2 protein-coding genes and 1 pseudogene are annotated in these 2,387 nt (G+C 60.8%); 1 reads left to right on the top strand and 2 read right to left on the bottom strand.

Features of this window, described 5'->3' with window-relative positions; genetic code table 11:
• Positions 1-1,035, top strand: a pseudogene (gene tnpC, locus DH08_RS12705) (IS66 family transposase); the annotation flags it as partial.
• A 493-nt stretch (positions 1,036-1,528) separates the two neighbouring features.
• Here tnpC and DH08_RS12700 read toward each other — a convergent pair.
• Entirely contained in the window at positions 1,529-1,759 is a 231-nt protein-coding gene (locus DH08_RS12700; RefSeq protein ID WP_192179639.1) for a hypothetical protein, read from the bottom strand.
• Positions 1,760-1,855: 96 nt separating this feature from the next.
• Positions 1,856-2,387, bottom strand: a 532-nt coding sequence (locus DH08_RS12695; protein WP_210328711.1) for a GGDEF domain-containing protein, incomplete at its 5' end; no start/stop codon positions are given.

Genomic DNA, 2,387 nt, shown 5'->3' with positions numbered 1-2,387 from the left:
CTGGCAAAGACTGCCAAACGTCGGGCCAACCGTGGCTCGCTGCCGGCGCATCTTCCTCGCGTGGAGATGGTCGTCGACATCGAGAACCATGCCTGCCCGTGCTGCCGCAATGGGTTGCATCGGATCGGCGAAGACGTGAGCGAACGGCTCGACATCGTACCGGCGCAACTGCGCGTGATCCTCGTGCGGCGGCCCAAATATGCCTGCCGGGCTTGCGAGGATGTGGTCGTTCAGGCTCCGGCGCCCGCCCGGCTGATCGAGGGCGGTCTGCCAACCGAGGCGACGGTCGCTCAGGTGCTGGTGTCCAAATATGCTGACCACCTGCCACTCTATCGTCAGGCGCAGATCTACGCCCGGCAGGGCATCAATCTTGACCGGTCCACGCTCGCCGACTGGGTCGGCCGCGCCGCCTGGCATCTGCGTCCGGTGCACGAGCGGCTGCTTGGCAAGCTGAAGTCCTCGCCAAAACTCTTCGCCGACGAGACGACCGCGCCGGTGCTCGATCCGGGCCGCGGCAAGACGAAGACAGGCCAACTCTGGGCCTATGCCCGCGATGACCGACCATGGAATGGCGGCGACCCGCCGGGCGTCGCCTATGTCTATGCGCCGGATCGAAAGGCCGAGCGTCCGATCGCTCATCTCGCAGGCTTCACCGGGATCTTGCAGGTCGACGGCTATGGCGGCTATCGCGTGCTGGCCGACAAAAGCGGTGTCACGCTCGCCTTTTGTTGGGCACATGTGCGCCGACGCTTTTATGAGCTCGCCGCAGCCGGCCCAGCGCCAATTGCCAGCGAGGCGCTCCGGCGCATCGCAGAGCTCTATGCGCAGCCGGTCCGGCGCCGATCGCCAGCGAAGCGCTCCGGCGCATCGCAGTGCTCTACCACGTCGAGGAAGATATCCGCGGCCAACCGGCAGACGCACGTCGTGCGGTGCGCCAGGAAAGGAGCCGGCTGATCCTAGCCGAGCTCGAGCCGGTTGCGCGAGAAGCTCGGTCTGATCAGCCAGAAGACGAAGCTTGCCGAGGCAATCCGCTATACGCTCTCTGCGAGATCGAGATCTAAGCAAACTCAGGGCAGATGTTGCCAAGGCAGCCTCGGTGCTGCGCGACAGAGCTGTTGAGCGCGCCAAGCTGCTCGCCTCAGTCTCGTTTTGCGCCTATGGTACGGCGGAGGTCTTGAGGAAAACCTAGACACGGGCCGGTCGATGGAGGCTTGGCCTTCCTGGCCGTCCTCCAATGGCAGACTAACGCAGATCGGGAGGGAGCAGTGAGGGATTCGCACCGCAGGACGGACGAGACGCCTGACTTCATAGTCTACAATGTCCTTGAACTCGCCGAATATAGTGACCATGGGGCCGCAGTCACGGTGGTGGATGCAGAAGGAAGGCGTCTTCGTCTCCACCTAGGGATCAGTATGGGTGAGCTTCTATGCGAACGGATAGCGAACGCGCTCGAACTCCGATATGGCAATTATTCGTAGTGGCCCCCGCCCTCCCGCACTGGATCAATTTGACCAGGAATTCACCGACCCTATGGCTGGCTAACGGCGACGCCATTTGCCAGGGTCACAAACCGCTCGCAGTGGGTCTTGGAATAAGTCAAATCCATGCCTGTTCCGGTGAAATAAAGGCACTCAAACAGGCCTGATGGTTCTTTTTGCTCATGGTACAGGACCGCGGTCGATGTCGCGAACAACGCACCAATGGCCACCGCCGCACCTAAAACTGTCAGCACAACCAGACCACCGAGTGCTTTTTCCATCACTCTGTCCCAAGCGAGATCGGCTACGGTGTTATGACTCGCAACTTGGCTGCCTCCTGGTCGAACGAAACGCGGTTTCGTCCACGCTGTTTCGCTTTAAGCTTTCGCTGCAAATACGCACCGCCCCGCAGCACGGAGGACATCCTGAGGATCTGCATTATGAGGGATTTCCGCACCGCCGATGCTGACAGTCACCCTCACGCCATTTTGTTGCCCTTTGACCCAAGGCCCCCCCTCGACAAGCCGACGGATGTTCTCCGCTATGGTAATCGCCTGCTCTTTGCGCACGTTGCGTAGCAAGACCCCAAACTCTTCCCCACCAAGGCGGCCAATTGAGTCCCCGGGGCGGGTCGTATAGACGAGCGCCTTCGCGATCCGAACCAGAGCCTCGTCACCCTTGGAATGTCCGTGCTCGTCATTGATCGAGGAGAAGTGATCTGGATCGATCAGGAGAAGCGTGTCGCATTCTCCTTCATCGCGGCTTTTGTCCATCCTTACGATGAATTCACCGCGGCTAAGGAGCCCCGTCATCTGATCGTGGCTGGTTACGAAGGTGAGCCTGTCGTGCGCCTCTTTCAGGGCAGCATGCGACTTCTCCAACTTGTCACATGTTTCCTGGATCGTTTCG

It is taken from the genome of Mesorhizobium amorphae (genome assembly GCF_014843845.1).
Taxonomy (GTDB): Bacteria; Pseudomonadota; Alphaproteobacteria; order Rhizobiales; family Rhizobiaceae; genus Mesorhizobium; species Mesorhizobium amorphae_A.
Note: the sequence above shows the minus strand (reverse complement) of the source record. Positions and strands in the feature narration are given on the sequence as shown.

Coding starts and splice junctions, on each gene's coding strand:
- DH08_RS12700 (WP_192179639.1), bottom strand. CDS start 1,759: ATGGAAAAAGCACTCGGTGGTCTGGTTGTGCTGACAGTTTTAGGTGCG.